Annotated in this window: 17 protein-coding genes; 9 read left to right on the top strand and 8 right to left on the bottom strand. The window is 60.9% G+C overall.

What is annotated here, in order from left to right:
• The 4 genes from ACSSVH_RS23675 to trpE all read left to right on the top strand — a co-directional run bounded on the left by ACSSVH_RS23675 (position 1) and on the right by trpE (position 4,273).
• Complete coding sequence (locus tag ACSSVH_RS23675; RefSeq protein WP_169953823.1) at positions 1–1,149, top strand: iron-containing alcohol dehydrogenase; 1,149 nt, start codon at positions 1–3, stop codon at positions 1,147–1,149.
• An 84-nt stretch (positions 1,150–1,233) separates the two neighbouring features.
• The gene (gene rpe, locus ACSSVH_RS23670) at positions 1,234–1,908 is read left to right on the top strand and encodes a ribulose-phosphate 3-epimerase (protein WP_169953824.1); all 675 of its coding nucleotides are present in this window, start codon (positions 1,234–1,236) and stop codon (positions 1,906–1,908) included.
• Positions 1,905–2,723 (top strand): phosphoglycolate phosphatase, encoded by an 819-nt coding sequence (locus tag ACSSVH_RS23665; RefSeq protein ID WP_169953825.1) that lies wholly within the window; start codon positions 1,905–1,907, stop codon positions 2,721–2,723. Before rpe ends, ACSSVH_RS23665 begins: the two co-directional genes overlap by 4 nt.
• Before the next feature lie 68 nt (positions 2,724–2,791).
• Positions 2,792–4,273: an anthranilate synthase component I gene (gene trpE, locus ACSSVH_RS23660; RefSeq protein ID WP_169953826.1), complete on the top strand. Its 1,482-nt coding sequence runs from the start codon at positions 2,792–2,794 to the stop codon at positions 4,271–4,273.
• A 105-nt stretch (positions 4,274–4,378) separates the two neighbouring features.
• On the opposite strand, the gene estP is transcribed toward trpE, so the two are convergent.
• Positions 4,379–6,301 (bottom strand): esterase EstP, encoded by a 1,923-nt coding sequence (gene estP, locus ACSSVH_RS23655; protein ID WP_492633806.1) that lies wholly within the window; start codon positions 6,299–6,301, stop codon positions 4,379–4,381.
• 420 nt (positions 6,302–6,721) lie between these two features.
• Between estP and ACSSVH_RS23650 the strand changes: the two genes are divergently transcribed.
• The 4 genes from ACSSVH_RS23650 (at position 6,722) to ACSSVH_RS23635 (ending at position 10,060) form a co-directional block, all read left to right on the top strand.
• Complete coding sequence (locus tag ACSSVH_RS23650) at positions 6,722–7,315, top strand: aminodeoxychorismate/anthranilate synthase component II (protein WP_492633805.1); 594 nt, start codon at positions 6,722–6,724, stop codon at positions 7,313–7,315.
• A 9-nt stretch (positions 7,316–7,324) separates the two neighbouring features.
• Entirely contained in the window at positions 7,325–8,374 is a 1,050-nt protein-coding gene (gene trpD / locus ACSSVH_RS23645) for an anthranilate phosphoribosyltransferase (protein ID WP_032858515.1), read from the top strand.
• Positions 8,371–9,207 carry an indole-3-glycerol phosphate synthase TrpC gene (gene trpC / locus ACSSVH_RS23640; RefSeq protein WP_169953828.1) on the top strand — a complete coding sequence of 279 codons (837 nt, stop codon included), beginning with the start codon at positions 8,371–8,373 and terminating at the stop codon, positions 9,205–9,207. Before trpD ends, trpC begins: the two co-directional genes overlap by 4 nt.
• Before the next feature lie 157 nt (positions 9,208–9,364).
• The gene (locus tag ACSSVH_RS23635; protein ID WP_170057656.1) at positions 9,365–10,060 is read left to right on the top strand and encodes a lipoate--protein ligase family protein; all 696 of its coding nucleotides are present in this window, start codon (positions 9,365–9,367) and stop codon (positions 10,058–10,060) included.
• On the opposite strand, the gene crp is transcribed toward ACSSVH_RS23635, so the two are convergent.
• Positions 10,057–10,701, bottom strand: a complete 645-nt coding sequence (gene crp / locus ACSSVH_RS23630) for a cAMP-activated global transcriptional regulator CRP (protein ID WP_169953830.1) — start codon at positions 10,699–10,701, stop codon at positions 10,057–10,059. The two genes, ACSSVH_RS23635 and crp, sit on opposite strands and share 4 nt — an antisense overlap.
• Before the next feature lie 234 nt (positions 10,702–10,935).
• Here crp and ACSSVH_RS23625 point away from each other — a divergent pair, with 234 nt between their 5' ends.
• On the top strand, positions 10,936–11,358 hold the full coding sequence (locus tag ACSSVH_RS23625; RefSeq protein ID WP_492633804.1) for an OsmC family protein: 423 nt from the start codon (positions 10,936–10,938) through the stop codon (positions 11,356–11,358).
• A 57-nt stretch (positions 11,359–11,415) separates the two neighbouring features.
• Here the strand turns inward: ACSSVH_RS23625 and coq7 are convergent, their stop codons facing one another.
• From coq7 to hemJ, 6 genes are all read right to left on the bottom strand, one after another.
• Positions 11,416–12,063 carry a 2-polyprenyl-3-methyl-6-methoxy-1,4-benzoquinone monooxygenase gene (coq7, locus tag ACSSVH_RS23620; RefSeq protein ID WP_169953832.1) on the bottom strand — a complete coding sequence of 216 codons (648 nt, stop codon included), beginning with the start codon at positions 12,061–12,063 and terminating at the stop codon, positions 11,416–11,418.
• 151 nt (positions 12,064–12,214) lie between these two features.
• Positions 12,215–12,553, bottom strand: coding sequence for a histidine triad nucleotide-binding protein (locus ACSSVH_RS23615; RefSeq protein ID WP_032858506.1), 339 nt, complete (start codon positions 12,551–12,553; stop codon positions 12,215–12,217).
• Positions 12,554–12,599: 46 nt separating this feature from the next.
• Positions 12,600–13,385, bottom strand: coding sequence for an SDR family NAD(P)-dependent oxidoreductase (locus ACSSVH_RS23610; RefSeq protein WP_169953833.1), 786 nt, complete (start codon positions 13,383–13,385; stop codon positions 12,600–12,602).
• Between the two features lie 63 nt (positions 13,386–13,448).
• The gene (locus ACSSVH_RS23605; protein ID WP_169953834.1) at positions 13,449–14,411 is read right to left on the bottom strand and encodes a DUF805 domain-containing protein; all 963 of its coding nucleotides are present in this window, start codon (positions 14,409–14,411) and stop codon (positions 13,449–13,451) included.
• 67 nt (positions 14,412–14,478) lie between these two features.
• The gene (locus tag ACSSVH_RS23600; protein ID WP_492633803.1) at positions 14,479–15,441 is read right to left on the bottom strand and encodes an NAD(P)H-dependent flavin oxidoreductase; all 963 of its coding nucleotides are present in this window, start codon (positions 15,439–15,441) and stop codon (positions 14,479–14,481) included.
• 35 nt (positions 15,442–15,476) lie between these two features.
• Positions 15,477–15,905, bottom strand: coding sequence for a protoporphyrinogen oxidase HemJ (hemJ, locus tag ACSSVH_RS23595; protein ID WP_169953836.1), 429 nt, complete (start codon positions 15,903–15,905; stop codon positions 15,477–15,479).
• Between the last annotated feature and the right edge of the window lie 9 nt (positions 15,906–15,914).

Raw genomic sequence — 15,914 nt, 5'->3', positions numbered from 1 at the left:
ATGAGTATCTCCTCATTCAAGATCGCCCATAAATTGCTCACCGGCCCAGGTGCCATCGAGCAATTGGCCGCCGAGCTGACCCGGCTGGATGTCGATAACCCGCTGATCGTCACCGATGCCGCACTGGTCAAGTCCGGCACGGTGCAATTGGCGTTGGCGCAGTTGGGGGATCGCCCCTTTGAGATTTTCGACCGGGTACTGCCCGACCCGGAGATCGCCATCGTCGAAGACTGCATGCAGGTGTACCGCGAAGGCGGGCATGACGGCCTGATCGGTGTGGGCGGCGGCAGTGCCATCGATATTGCCAAGAGCGTCGCCGCCTATGCCGGGTATCACGGCGCCCTGGCGGATTTGTTCGGGGTGGACCAGGTGCCGCGCAAGGGCCCGCCGCTGATCGCCATTCCCACTACGGCCGGCACCGGGTCGGAGGTGACTAATGTGGCGATTCTCTCGGACAAGGCCGCGCAATTGAAAAAAGGCATCGTCAGCGACTACCTGCTGCCGGACGTTGCGCTGATCAGCCCGCAAATGACCCTGACCTGCCCGCGCAGTGTCACGGCGGCCAGTGGTGTGGATGCCCTGGTGCATGCCATCGAGTCGTATCTGTCGCTGAACGCTTCGCCGATCACCGATGCCCTGGCTATCGGGGCGATCAAGTTGATCGCCAAGGCCTTGCCCAAGGCCTACGCCAACCCTTCCAACCTGCAGGCGCGTGACGATATGGCCACCGCCAGCCTGATGGCCGGCATGGCCTTCGGCAATGCCGGGGTGGGCGCGGTGCATGCGTTGGCCTACCCGTTGGGCGGGCGTTTCAATATTGCCCACGGGGTGAGCAACGCATTGCTGCTGCCTTACGTGATGCACTGGAACAAACTGGCCTGTGTCGAGCGCATGCAGGATATCGCCCAGGCCATGGGGGTGAACGTCACGGGCTTGAGCGTCAACGATGCGGCGGACCAGGCCGTGGCGGCCATGACGCGACTGTGTGCCGCAGTGGAGATCCCTTCCGGCCTGCGCAGCTTTGGCGTGCCCGAGGATGCGATCCCGGCCATGGCGGTAGAGGCGGCGGGAATCGAGCGCCTGATGCGCAACAACCCACGCAAGCTGAGCGCGGCGGATATCGAGAAAATCTACCGCGCCGCCTACTAACCATTGAGTCAGGTCACGGTGCGCGCAGCAAAGCATGAGGTATACAATGCGCGCCATCGTGATTTAGCTCAGAAAAGGTGCGTCATGCAGCCCTTCGTTATTGCTCCATCGATCCTCTCCGCCGACTTCGCCCGCCTGGGTGAAGAAGTGGACAACGTGTTGGCCGCCGGTGCCGACTTCGTACACTTCGATGTCATGGACAACCACTATGTGCCGAACCTGACCATCGGCCCGATGGTATGCGCGGCGCTGCGCAAGTACGGCGTGACCGCGCCCATCGATGTGCACCTGATGGTCAGCCCGGTGGACCGCATCATCGGCGACTTCATCGAAGCCGGTGCGACCTACATCACCTTCCACCCGGAAGCCACGCTGCACATCGACCGTTCCCTGCAACTGATCCGCGAAGGCGGCTGCAAGGCCGGGCTGGTGTTCAACCCGGCGACTCCGCTGGACACGCTCAAGTACGTGATGGACAAGGTCGACATGGTCTTGCTGATGAGCGTCAACCCAGGGTTTGGCGGGCAGAAGTTCATCCCCGGCACCCTCGACAAACTGCGTGAAGCCCGTGCGCTGATCGATGCCTCTGGCCGCGATATCCGCCTGGAGATCGACGGTGGGGTCAACGTCAGCAACATCCGTGACATCGCGGCGGCTGGCGCCGATACCTTCGTCGCCGGCTCGGCGATCTTCAACACCCCTGACTACCAGGAAGTGATCGCCAAAATGCGTGCAGAACTGGCGCTGGCGCGTCCATGAGCGGTTTTGAGCAGCTGTTCCCCGGTCAATTGCCGCGGCTGGTGATGTTCGATCTGGACGGCACCCTGGTCGACTCGGTGCCGGACCTGGCGGCTGCGGTGGATCACATGTTGCTCAAGCTGGGGCGCAAACCGGTCGGTATCGAGTCGGTGCGCGACTGGGTCGGCAACGGCGTGCAGGTGCTGGTGCGCCGTGCCTTGGCCAACCATATCGACGCCGAGGGCGTCGATGACGTGGAAGCCGAGCACGCGCTGGAACTGTTCAATGCGGCCTACGAAGACGGCCACGAACTGACCGTGGTTTACCCCGGCGTGCGCGACACCCTCAAGTGGCTGCACAAGCAGGGCGTGGAAATGGCCCTGATCACCAACAAGCCGGAGCGCTTTGTCGCGCCGCTGCTGGACCAGATGAAGATCGGCCGGTATTTCCGCTGGATCATCGGCGGCGATACCCTGCCGCAGAAAAAGCCCGACCCGGCTGCGCTGTTCTTTGTGATGAAAATGGCCAATATCCCGGCTTCCCAGTCGCTGTTTGTCGGCGACTCGCGCAGTGATGTGCTGGCGGCGAAAGCGGCGGGGGTCAAGTGCGTGGCCTTGAGCTACGGCTACAACCATGGCCGGCCGATCGCCGAAGAGTCGCCAGCGCTGGTCATTGATGACCTGAGACTGCTAATCCCCGGTTGCTTGGGAGCGGGCGCTGAGATAACGTTGCCCGACGCTGTCCCATCCCCTTCTGGAAATCCCATCGTGGTGGTCACTCGCAAACTCTGGATGAAAGTCATCAAGGCCCTGGCCCGCTGGCGTTGGCGCGCCTGACTGATCCTGGCCGCGCTGCGGCACGTTTGCATACCTGACTGTTAGACCCTCACGCCACGAGGCACCTCATGATCCGCGAAGAATTCCTGCGTTTGGCCGCTGCCGGCTACAACCGCATCCCCATGGCCCGGGAAACCCTGGCTGACTTCGATACACCGCTTTCGATCTACCTGAAACTGGCCGATGAGCCCAATTCCTATCTGTTGGAATCGGTACAGGGCGGCGAGAAGTGGGGCCGGTATTCGATCATCGGCCTGCCGTGCCGCACGGTCCTGCGGGTGCATGACCATCACGTCAGCATCACCCATGACGGCATCGAGATCGAAAGCCACGATGTGCAAGACCCGCTGGCCTTCGTCGAAGCCTTCAAGGCGCGCTACAACGTGCCGACCATCCCTGGCCTGCCGCGTTTCAATGGCGGCCTGGTGGGGTATTTCGGCTACGATTGCGTGCGCTATGTAGAGCAGCGCCTGGGCAAATGCCCGAACCCTGATCCGTTGGGCGTGCCGGACATCCTGCTGATGGTTTCCGACGCGGTGGTAGTGTTCGACAACCTGGCCGGCAAGATGCACGCGATCGTCCTCGCCGACCCGGCCCAGGCCGACGCGTTCGAGCAAGGCCAGGCCAGCCTCGAAGCCCTGCTGGACAAGCTGCGCCAGCCGATCACCCCGCGTCGCGGCCTGGACCTCAGCCGTCCACCGGCGGCCGATCCGGTGTTCCGTTCCAGCTTTACCCAGGATGACTACGAGCGCGCGGTCGATACCATCAAGGAGTACATCCTCGCCGGTGACTGCATGCAAGTGGTGCCGTCGCAGCGTATGTCCATCGACTTCAAGGCGGCGCCCATCGACTTGTACCGGGCCCTGCGTTGCTTCAACCCGACGCCGTACATGTACTTCTTCAACTTTGGTGACTTCCACGTGGTGGGCAGTTCGCCGGAAGTACTGGTGCGCGTCGAAGACAACCTGATCACCGTGCGCCCGATTGCCGGTACGCGCCCTCGTGGCGCGACCGAAGAGGCCGACCTGGCGCTCGAAGAAGACCTGCTGTCGGACGACAAGGAAATCGCCGAGCACTTGATGCTCATCGATCTTGGGCGTAACGACACCGGGCGCGTTTCGGAAATCGGCTCGGTGAAGCTCACCGAAAAAATGGTGATCGAGCGTTACTCCAACGTGATGCACATTGTGTCCAACGTCACCGGCGAGCTGAAGGCCGGCCTGACGGCCATGGACGCGCTGCGCGCAATTCTGCCGGCGGGCACCTTGTCTGGCGCACCGAAAATTCGCGCGATGGAAATCATCGACGAACTGGAGCCGGTCAAGCGTGGTGTCTACGGCGGCGCCGTGGGTTATTTCGCGTGGAATGGCAACATGGACACCGCCATTGCAATCCGCACGGCGGTGATCAAGGACGGCGAACTGCACGTCCAGGCGGGCGGCGGGATCGTGGCCGACTCGGTGCCGGCCCTTGAGTGGGAAGAAACCCTGAACAAGCGCCGAGCGATGTTCCGTGCGGTGGCGTTGGCTGAGCAGACGCCGCAAGACTGACGGTCGATCCCGATCTAAATGTGGGATTGGGCTTGTGTGGGAGCGGCGGTGCGACGATTCGACTTGCCGCTCCCACATTAGTTTTATGTTGTTCTTCCGACCGGTTTAGAAATCCAGGCTCACCCCGACACTGACCCCTTGCTGGGTCAGGCTGTCATCCTTCCTCACGTTATACGCCGCGCGCAGGGCCAACTCCTGGGTGAGCTTGTGGCTGACCCCGAGGCTCAGGCGATCGGAGTTGCTGCGAGGGGTGTAGCCGTCCAGCTTGAAATCGATCCCCTGCACGCTGTTGAGCGAAATGTTCACCTTTTGGGTGTCATTCTCGAACTCATGCTCGTGAGCCACTTCGCCAAAAACCTGGGTTTGCGGAGTGACGCGGTAGCTACCCTGCAGGCCAACGCCCAGGCGCCTGGAGTCGCGTTGCTGATCATCAAAGGTCAGCGCGGTGAAGCGGTTGCCTTTTTCCCCGTAGCCATCGACTTCGACTCGCGCATAGTCGGCGCTGATGAACGGCGACAGGTGCCAATCGCTGCCGACGCCGGCAATGTCGTAGCCCACGCGACCACTCAAGGCCCAGAGCCAGCCGTCGGTGTCACCTTTTTCCGAGCTTTCGCTGACGCCCAGGGCGAACTTGCGCTTGAGGCTGTCGAAGTCCAGCCGGCCGCCGGTCAACGCGGCATCGGCCCACCAGTGGTTGTGCTGATACTGGGCGAATGCGCTGCCCATGTAGCTGTTGAGCTTGTAGTCCGAGTCGCTGGCGCCGGCTTCGAGCGTCTGGCGATATAGCCCGGCCGCCACGCCTACGCGCCAACTGTCGTCGAGGCGATAGCTGGTGCCGACATTCAGGTTGTAGCCACTGCCGTCGCCACTGGCGGAGCTGCCTTGACCGTCGAAGTCCAGGCGCTGGCCACCACCGGCGACAATTGCGCGCCATTGGCCCACGGCCTGCCAGTTGCCGTTGTCCGCCTGCCATTGGTTGCGCAATTCATCCTGGTGGGCGCGCAGGGTGCCGTGGGCCATTTCCGGTAACAGCGTCAGCTCCCAGGGGGCGGCGAGCAGCGAATAGGCATAGTCGGCGATCAAGCGTTGCCCGGCGACGGTGGGGTGGACCGAGTCGTTGTAGATCAGTTTGGTCGGGTCCGGGTTGGTGCCGCCGATGCCATAGGTCGGGTTGGCGGTGCAGCTGTTGCCACTGAAGCAGGTGCCGGTAAGGTTCTGCCCGGTCGCCAGGCCAAATCGGCCAGGGTCGGCGAAGGATTCCTGCAACAGCAGTGGAATATTCAACGGGATGATCTGGGCATCGATCTGCGACAGGCGCTGTACCAATGCCTGGTTGAAAATATTACTCAGGGCGGACGTCGCAGCTTGCTGCGGCGTGCCGTTGATGGCGGGTGTCAGTCCCAGGTCGGGCAGCATCCACACCATGATGTAGCGCGCGCCGGCTTGTTGCAGGGCCTGGGCACTGTCGGCCAGGCGCCCGCCTGCGGCAACGGCTTGGCCTGGACTGAGGACGCGCTGTTGCAGGAAGTCATTGCCGCCACCGGACAGAAAATACAGGGCGTTGGGGTCGGCGCGTCCGCCGTTTGCCGGCAGATACCCCTGGCGGCTGCGCAACACCGTGCCGGCGCCCGCATTGCCCGGAGGGATCGCCGTGTTGGATAGCGAGGTGATGGAATCCAGGATGTTGTCGGTACGGTAGCCGCCGACCGCCCAGTTGTTGCCATCAGGCAAGCCTTGGGCCGCGCGAACCGGCGAGGTGGAGGCATTCAGGTCGTTCGCTGCCACGCCTAGTTTGGAGCCCAGCAGGGTCGAGGAAACCAGGCCGTAGTCGCCCTGGAATGTGGGACCGGTACGGTTGGTAAAACGCAGGGTGGCACCGGACAGACCATCGGGAAACTGGCCCGCGTCCGCCAGGCTATCGCCGAAAACGACCATGGTTGAATAAGGTGAAGGGGCTGCAAACGCCTGCGCGCAGGCCAGCGCCAGGAGGCAGCCGGCAAGGGGCGCAACAAAAGATGGTCTGAGCATACGCAATTCCATGTGATTGTTTTTGTATCGGAAGTGAAACACTAGCAATGTAGTGGGAGTTGCCTGTGAGGAAAATCGTTTTTTTCCTACAAACCCTTTGTCATGCCCCCCGTATTTGCTGCTCCATATTGCACCGCTGGCGAGGCTACGTTACTGTGCGGGAACGTATGAATGAGACCCTCCCCGTGTTGATCATCAGCAAACTCTTGATGCGAGTAGTCAAGGCACACGCCCGTTGGCGTTGGCGCGCCTGAATTTTCTCTGCCGGCCCGGCCGGACCTGTACCGATTTGCCTTCTTCACCCTTTGTTCGACGCCCCTTGCCGGCTGACCCCGGCAACCGGAAAGTGCGTCTGGCAGCGGGTCACTCTCTTGGAAGGCGGTCATTCGAAATCAGTGAATTCAAGAGGTTTGAACCCACATGTTGCTGATGATTGATAACTACGACTCCTTTACCTACAACGTTGTGCAATACCTGGGCGAGCTCGGTGCCGACGTCAAGGTGGTGCGCAACGATGAAATGACCGTGGCACAGATTGCTGCCCTGAACCCTGAGCGCATTGTGGTTTCCCCTGGCCCGTGCACGCCGACCGAGGCGGGTATCTCCCTGGAAGCCATCCAGTTTTTCGCCGGCAAGCTGCCGATCCTCGGGGTTTGCCTGGGCCACCAGTCCATCGGCCAGGCGTTCGGCGGCGACGTAGTGCGCGCCCGCCAGGTGATGCACGGCAAGACCAGCCCGGTGTTCCATAATGATCAGGGCGTGTTCCAGGGCCTGAACCTGCCGGTGACGGTGACCCGCTACCACTCGTTGGTGGTCAAGCGCGAAACCTTGCCCGAGTGCCTGGAGCTGACGGCCTGGACCCAGTTGGAAGACGGCTCGGTCGACGAGATCATGGGCCTGCGGCACAAGACACTGAATGTCGAAGGGGTGCAATTTCACCCTGAATCGATTCTGACCGAGCAGGGCTACGAGCTGTTCGCCAACTTTCTCAAGCAGAGCGGCGGCACGCGCTAAGGACTTTCCATGGATATCAAGACTGCCCTGAGCCGTATCGTCGGCCATCTGGACCTGAGCACCGCTGAAATGAGCGATGTGATGCGCGAAATCATGACCGGTCAATGCACCGATGCGCAGATTGGCGCCTTTATGATGGCCATGCGTATGAAGAGCGAGAGCATCGACGAAATCGTCGGCGCCGTCTCGGTGATGCGCGAGTTGGCGGACAAGGTCGAACTCAAGACCCTCGACGGCGTGGTCGATGTGGTCGGCACCGGCGGCGATGGTGCGAATATTTTCAACGTCTCGACCGCCTCCTCCTTCGTGGTGGCGGCTGCCGGTTGCACCGTGGCCAAGCACGGCAACCGTGCTGTATCCGGCAAGAGCGGCAGTGCCGACCTGCTGGAGGCAGCAGGTATCTACCTGAACCTGACCCCGGTTCAGGTGGCGCGCTGCATCGACAACGTTGGCATCGGCTTTATGTTTGCCCAGTCCCACCATGGTGCGATGAAACACGCCGCCGGACCGCGCAAGGACCTTGGCCTGCGTACCCTGTTCAACATGCTTGGCCCGCTTACGAATCCGGCCGGTGTGAAACATCAGGTGGTGGGCGTGTTCAGCCAGGCACTGTGCCGGCCATTGGCCGAAGTCCTGCAGCGCCTGGGTAGCAAGCATGTGCTGGTGGTGCACTCCAAGGATGGCCTGGACGAATTCAGTCTTGCGGCGCCGACCTTTGTGGCGGAACTGAAGAACGATCAGGTCACTGAATATTGGGTCGAGCCAGAGGATCTGGGCATGAAGAGCCAGAGCCTGCACGGCCTGGCGGTGGAAAGCCCGGCCGCTTCCCTGGAATTGATTCGCGATGCCCTGGGGCGTCGCAAGACTGAAAACGGTCAGAAAGCGGCAGAGATGATTGTTCTGAATGCTGGCGCGGCACTTTACGCAGCCGATCACGCCTATAGTCTTACAGAAGGTGTCGCCTTGGCCCACGATGCGCTGCATACGGGTCTGGCTCGCGAAAAGCTCGAAGAGCTGGGAGCATTCACGGCCGTATTCAAAATGGAGAATGAAGGATGAGCGTGCCAACAGTCCTGGAAAACATCCTCGCCCGTAAAGCTGAAGAAGTCGCCGAGCGCCGCGCCCGCGTGAGCCTGGCCGAGCTGGAAGGCCTGGCGAAAAGCGCCGATGCACCGCGCGGCTTCGCCAATGCCCTGATCACCCAGGCCAAGCTCAAGCAGCCAGCGGTGATCGCCGAGATCAAAAAGGCCTCGCCGAGCAAAGGCGTGATCCGCGAGCACTTCGTGCCAGCAGAGATTGCTGCCAGCTATGAGAAAGGCGGGGCGACCTGCCTTTCGGTGTTGACCGATATCGACTACTTCCAGGGCTCCGACGCTTACCTGCAACAAGCCCGCGCCGCGTGCAAGTTGCCGGTGATCCGCAAGGACTTCATGATCGACCCGTACCAGATCGTCGAGGCCCGGGCGTTGGGCGCCGATTGCGTGCTGTTGATTGTTTCGGCGCTGGACGACGTGCAGATGGCCGAACTGGCGGCAGTTGCCAAGGGCGTGGGCCTGGATGTATTGGTCGAGGTCCACGACGGTGACGAACTGGAACGCGCGCTGAAAACCCTCGACACACGCTTGGTGGGGGTCAACAACCGCAACCTGCACACCTTTGAGGTCAGCCTCGAAACCACGCTGGACTTGCTGCCGCGCATTCCCCGCGACCGCCTGGTGATTACCGAGAGCGGTATCGTCAATCGTGCGGATGTGGAGCTGATGGAAATCAGCGACGTCTACTCGTTCCTGGTTGGCGAGACCTTTATGCGTGCGGAGAATCCTGGGGCTGAGTTGCAGCGCCTGTTTTTCCCGGAGCGTGGTCTGCCGGTCAGCGGCTCGACGCTGGATTGATTCAAAACGCGGTCACGGTAGGAGCTGGCTTGTGTGGGAGCTGGCTTGCCTGCGATAGCAGACTTTCAGTCAATGCATTGGTGACTGATACGTTGCTATCGGGAGCAAGCCAGCTCCCACATTTGTTTTTGTGTTTATTCAGAGAGGTAGATGCCCGATGATCCAGCCCGTAGCGATGACCGTTGAAGCAGGCCTTGCCGCCGAGCAGGACTTGCTGGCCGCCGTCTGCGCGGGTGAGCAATCATTCGGCCTGCTGTTTTGGCAACCCAGTGACCAGGCACTGGTAATGCCTCGGCGCCTGAGCCGCCTGCCCGCATTTGACGCGGCCAGCCAGGTATCGGCGGCCCACGGCTGGCCGGTGTTGCTGCGCGAAACCGGGGGCGAGCCGGTGCCGCAGTCAGCGGCGACGGTGAACATTGCACTGGTCTACGCGCCGCCACGTAGTGAGGGCGACCAGGGTCGGATTGAAACCGGATATTTGCGCCTGTGCCAACCCATCTGCGATTTGCTGACCGAGTTGGGCGGCGATGCCTCCGTGGGCGAAATCGACGGTGCCTTTTGCGATGGTCGCTATAACGTCAATCTCGACGGACGCAAGATGGTCGGCACTGCCCAGCGTTGGCGCCAGAGTGGTGGGCGCCCGGTGGGCCTGGTGCATGGCGCACTGTTGCTGGATAACCATCGTGAGGAACTGATTGCTGCGGTCAATCGCTTCAATCAGGCGTGTGGCCTGGAGCAACGGGTGTGCGCTGACAGCCATATCGCCCTGCATGAAGCTTTTGCGGCGCCGGATGCGATCAGCCGCCTCGACGGTTTGTACCGGCAGATGCTGGCGCAGGTCTTTGCGCACTAGCGAGTGCCGAACACCACCATCGTCTTGCCTTTGACGTGAACCAGGTTGCGTTCCTCCAGATCCTTGAGCACTCGACCGACCATCTCCCGCGAACAACCGACGATGCGCCCGATTTCCTGGCGCGTAACCTTGATCTGCATGCCGTCGGGATGAGTCATGGCGTCTGGCTGCTTGCACAGCTCCAGCAGGCAGCGGGCGACACGCCCGGTGACATCGAAGAACGCCAGGTCGCCGACTTTGCGCGTGGTGTTGCGCAAGCGCTGGGCAATCTGGCCGCTCAGGGCGTAGAGGATGTCTGGATCCTGTTCGGCCAGCTCGCGAAATTTTGCATAGCTGATTTCCGCGACCTCACACTCGATCTTGGCCCTCACCCAGGCGCTACGCTCCTGTTCTTTTCCGGCTTGCTCAAACAGGCCCAGCTCGCCGAAAAAGTCCCCGGTATTGAGGTAGGCGATGATCATCTCGCGGCCGTCTTCATCCTCGATCAGGATCGTGACCGAACCTTTGATAATGAAGAACAGGGTTTCCGAGCGCTCCCCGGCGCAGATGATGTTCTGCTTGGCCGGATAGCGTCGACGCTGACAGTGGGTCAGTAACTTATCGAGGTTCTTGATCTTGGGTATGGGGGTAATAGCAACCATGGTTGTATCCCGAAAAGACTGCACGGTGTGGTTGGACTTATATTTTTATCGAGCGAGGTCCATCCAATGGATGGCAATGCGCCATTGATTTGGCGCCAGCTTAACAGACACATTCTGACTCGATCAGGGAATTTATCTATCACGGCCTACTGTTGATCGTATTGCGGGTGGGCACTGCGCTCGCGAGGGCCTGTGATAAGCTGGCGCCCCTTTTTTAGCAGTGGAGTCTGGGCGATGAAGGCACGCATCCAATGGGCGGGCGAAGCCATGTTCCTCGGTGAATCGGGCAGCGGCCATGTGGTGGTCATGGATGGCCCGCCGGAAGCCGGTGGTCGCAACCTGGGTGTACGGCCCATGGAAATGCTCCTGCTCGGCGTGGGCGGCTGCAGCAACTTCGATGTGGTCAGCATCCTGAAGAAGTCGCGCCAGGCGGTGGAACGCTGCGAAGCCTTTCTAGAAGCCGAACGCGCGACTGAAGACCCGAAGGTGTTCACCAAGATCCATATGCATTTTGTGGTCAAGGGCCGCGCGCTGAAAGAAGCGCAGGTCAAGCGGGCCGTCGAGCTGTCGGCGCAGAAGTACTGCTCGGCCTCGATCATGCTCGGCGCGGCCGGCGTGGCCATTACTCATGATTACGAGATCGTTGAGTTGGGTTGATCACAGGATCAACCGGCAAAAAAGAAAGGGCGCTTTGAAAGCGCCCTTTTTTGCAGCTCAGATCCGGTAGGTGCTTTTGGTCATGACCTTGGCCAGCAGGCTCATGCCAAACCTAACCGGTGCCGGGAAGCGGAAACCGCCGGCATCCAGTGCGCTTTCTGCGTGATGTTCTTCGTCGATACGCATCTGCTCAAGAATCGCCCGGGACTTTTCGTCCTCGGCCGGCAGTTGTTCCAGATGCTCATCCAGGTGCTTGCACACCTGGTGCTCGGTCGCTGCGACAAAACCCAGGCTGACCTTGTCGCTGATCAGGCCGGCAGCGGCGCCGATACCAAACGACAAACCATAAAACAGTGGGTTCAGCACGCTGGGGTGGCTGCCCAATTGGCGGATACGTTGTTCACACCAGGCCAGGTGGTCGATTTCTTCCTCGGCCGCATGCTCCATGGCTGCGCGTACTTGCGGCAGCTTGGCGGTCAAGGCCTGACCCTGGTACAGCGCCTGGGCACAGACTTCACCGGTATGGTTGATACGCATCAGGCCTGCGACGTGGCGGGTATCCGTCTCGCTCATTTGCGCTTCGGGTTGCACGATGGCAGGTGACGGGCGATACGGCTGGCCGCTGAAGGGCAGCAGCGTGCGCATGGCCGTGTCGGCTTGCAGCAACAGTCGGTCAATCGGCGAGTAGTGACGTTGGGTAGTCATGCTGACCTCCGGGAAAAATCTCGGCGGCCAGTTTACCGCAAGAGAGGGGCGTGCGTTTGCGCTGGGTCATGCTTCTTATAGGGGCCGGCTTGCCGGCGATGAGGCTCTTGAGACCGCCATCGCCGGCAAGCCGACCCCTACAATTGGGGTTTCAGCCCGGTGGCCAGTTCATCTGGCGTTGACCCAGTACATGCATATGAATGTGATAGACGGTCTGGCCGCCATCTTCATTGCAGTTCATTACCACGCGAAAGCCTTTTTCGCAGCCTTGCTCCACGGCCAGGCGCTGGGCGGTGAACAGGATGTGTCCTGCCAGGCCTTTGTCTTCTTCCGTCAGGTCGTTGAGGGTGCGGATCGGCTTCTTTGGAATCACCAGGAAATGCACGGGGGCCATTGGCGCAATATCGTGGAAGGCCAGGACCTGGTCATCCTCGTAGATAATCCTCGCGGGTATTTCTCTGTTGATGATCTTGGTGAACAGAGTATCCACAGCTGTTTCTCCATTATGAAAGTGCAGGGTGAGTGTACCCAGCAGGTCAACGCGGGCAATAGGCCTTGTTGATGGCGCCGGCAATCTTGCGGGTCAGCCAGCGTGGGCTCAAGCGCGGGCTGAACGCCAGCCAGCGATTACGGCGACCGGGAACAATGATCGCCTTGTTCTTTGCCAGGGCACGTACGGTGTGCAGTGCCACTTCTTCCGGGCTTATCAGCTGCTGACGGTCCAGCTTGGCGGTGTCCATCTGTGCGGTGCCGAAGAAGGCGGTGCGTGTCGGGCCGGGGCAGAGCACTGAAACCTTGATGCCGCAGCTCTTCAGCTCTTCGCGCAGGCCTTCGGAGAAATGCAGCACATAGGCCTTGCTGGCGTAATAGGTGCTCATCCATGGCCCCGGCTGGAAGGCTGCGACCGAGGCGACGTTGAGAATCTGCCCACCACCGTGCAGGGCCATGGAGTTACCCAGCGCGTGGCACAGGCGGGTCAGGGCAAGGATGTTGACTTCGATCAGGTCCTGCTCGGTCATCCAGTCCTGGGCGAGGAATGGGCCACTGGTGCCGATACCGGCGCAGTTGACCAGCAAGTCGATCTGCCGCTCACCTTCTTCCAGCTCTAGCAGGAACCCAGACAGGCGCAATGGCTCGCCCAGGTCACAGGCGCGGAACAACACTTCGACGCCAAAGCGTTGGGTCAGCTCAATGGCAATACTTTCCAACTGATCACGCTGGCGGGCCACCAGAATCAAGCTGCGGCCGCGACGGGCCAGTGCTTCAGCCAAGGCCAGGCCGATGCCGCTGGAGGCACCGGTGATCAGAGCGTAACGGGTCATGCGTTTCTCCATCGCAACGCCACCGAGCCTGCGACAGATGCGTCACAGGCGTGGGGCGTTTCTTCATTCTTGCGTAGAGTCTACAGGTTCGGCCGCATCGTCAGCACTTTGCACATCTTCTTCACCCACGATGACGCTCTGATCAGCGTCTTCATCGGTGGTCATGGAGCTGTTTTCATAGCCACCGTCCACGCTGCTTTCGAGCTGGTCCAGGTAACCGCTCATGGCCAGCATCACCGTAGCGGCGAATATCAATGGGAGCAGTGCCAGCCACAGGGTGGCCAGGACCTTCACCGCGGTCGAGTTGCGTGGCGGTGGCGCACCATACTGGTTGGCACCCGCATTGCCAGGCAGCACGATCAGCAGGATCGGGAAAATGCTGCCCACGATCGGTACAAGGTTCAGGAACCATAACCAGCCGGACCAGCCCAGGTCATGTAGGCGCTGCACGGTGATCTGGACACTGATCCACACAGATGCCACGAGCACGACGAAACCGAGCAGTGAGCCAATGATGATCGCCGCAGTGGGAGATACCGCGGCAATACCCAGGCCCACGGTAAACAGGGCGCCCACGACGGTGAACAAGGCCAGGCTCAGCACCAGGGTCCAGGCGAGGAAGCGCAAGCGCCCGATACGCCCGTTGACGGTAAACACCTTGAGGGTGGAAAACTCTGGAAGGTTTTCCCCTACAACTGCGCGCGGCGGTGCGTATGGTGAGGCGGCTGGACGCGAGAAATCGGCGGTCGCGGAGTCGGTCTCATGGGTTTCAGCCAGGCTGAAGGCCACGGGTTGTTCGGCTTCGATGCGCGCATCGACGCCGGCGTTTTTCAGGGCTGCCAGATAGGTGTCGGCATCGGCGTGAGACAGGTCGCGCTTCAAGGCCACCGGGCGCCCGGTGAAGAGTTTTTCAATCGCTTCGACGTCGCTTTTGAACAATTCGGCCAGGTTCAGCTTGGCGGTGGTGCTTTCGACACCCGGGAGCAGGGCTCCATCAAACACAATCTTGAAACGGTTGTCGCTCATGCGGGCATCCTTGTCACTTTTCAGGGGTAATGCAGGCCTGCTTCAATCGGCAGGCCTGGCGGGTGAGTCAGCGCGGCCAGCGCAATTGTGCCGCTTGCTCGCGTGCCTTGCGGTATTCGGCATCGAGGCGGGCAACCAGTTCATCGACGCTGGGCAAATCGTCAATCTCTCCGACGCCTTGGCCGGCGGACCATACAGTCTTCCAGGCCTTTGCCTCGTCGCTGAGTGGCTTGAGCTTGGAGCCAAAGTTCACTTCGCCCTTGCCTTGCAGGGCGGCAAGGTCGAAACCGGCGTTTTCCAGGCTTTGGCGCATAAAGCTTGCGGGCACGCCCGACACCGCCGGAGTGTGCACGATATCGGCTGCGCGCGATGTGAGCAGCATCTCTTTATAGGCATCGGGGGCGTGGCTTTCAGTGGTGCCGATAAAGCGCGTGCCGAAATACGCGAGGTCTGCCCCGAGCAATTGTGCGGCGAGGATCTCGTGCCCATGGTTCAGGCAGCCGGCCAGCAGGAGGGTCTTGTCGAAGAACTGGCGGATCTCGGCGATCAGCGAGAACGGGCTCCAGGTGCCGGCATGGCCGCCAGCCCCCGCCGCCACAGCGATCAGTCCGTCGACGCCGGCTTCTGCGGCTTTTTCGGCGTGGCGCCGGGTAGTGACGTCGTGGAACACCAGGCCGCCGTAGCTGTGTACGGCGTCTACCAATTCCTTGACCGCACCCAGGCTGGTGATAACGATCGGCACCTTGTGCTCGACGCAGATCGCCAGGTCAGCCTCAAGGCGCGGGTTGCTGTTGTGCACGATCAGGTTGACCGCGTAGGGCGCGGGGTTTTCCAGCAGTGCCATGCCCGCCTCGATTTCTTCCAGCCAGGCCTTGAACCCGCTGCTTTCGCGCTGGTTGAGTGCCGGGAAACTCCCGACCACGCCATTGCGGCAGCACGCCAGGACCAGTTGCGGATTGGAAATCAGGAACATCGGCGCAGCCACCACGGGAAGGCGCAGGCGTTGTTCTAGCAAAGCGGGCAGCGACATTGGAAGTACCCCAGGTTAAGTGCGGCTGATTAGAGTTAGAACGGCTTTACGACGACCAAAATTACAATAGCCAGCAATATCAGAACTGGCACTTCATTGAACCAGCGATAAAAGACATGGCTGCGGGTGTTTTCGCCACGGGCAAAACGTTTTACCTGGGCGCCACACATATGGTGGTAGCCGATCAGGATCACCACCAAGGTCAGCTTGGCGTGCATCCAGCCACCTTGGCTGAAGACACTCGGGTTAAGGCTGATCAACCAGATACCGAATACCAGCGTGGCGATCATCGCTGGCAGCATGATGCCCTTGTACAGCTTGCGCTCCATGATGCAGAAGCGCTCCTGGCTGACGGCATCCTGGCTTTGTGCGTGGTAGACGAACAGGCGCGGAAGGTAAAACAGCCCGGCAAACCAGCAGACAATGCTGACGATATGAAAGGCTTTGAGCCATAGATAAAGCATTTTTAGTTA

Source organism: Pseudomonas sp. HC1(2025) (assembly GCF_058742075.1).
The sequence above is the reverse complement of the archived record's forward strand: the minus strand, read 5'-3'. Positions and strand labels throughout refer to the sequence as shown.